Origin of the sequence: Pelomicrobium sp. G1, from assembly GCF_051905455.1 — a bacterium.
Classification (GTDB): Bacteria; Pseudomonadota; Gammaproteobacteria; order Burkholderiales; family UBA6910; genus Pelomicrobium.
In genome coordinates, this window is the sequence record NZ_JBQACR010000407.1 from 1 (window position 1) to 260 (window position 260).

Consider the following 260-nt stretch of genomic DNA (forward strand, 5'->3'; position numbering starts at 1 on the left):
GCGTGGTGCCATCTGGCGGCTTCATTTCAGCCGCCGGACCGAGGGGGCCTACATCCACTGGCGCAAGCGTTTCATTTATTTCTTCGGTGCGCTTGCTTCGCTTCGCGCACCATCCGAGAGATCGAGCGCGACAATGGCCCGGAAAATCCGCCCCCTGGATGGATTCCGGTACGTACCCGACGCCGAGCTTCAGCCGAACAGCACCAACGCCCACACCACCGGCACGTTCGCCGCGCTTACGAACACCGCCGCGCTGCCGA

Annotated in this window: 1 pseudogene; it reads left to right on the forward strand. The window is 63.8% G+C overall.

From position 1 onward, the window contains the following. Positions 1-260: pseudogene (locus tag ACTFO6_RS19025) on the forward strand (hypothetical protein); the annotation flags it as partial.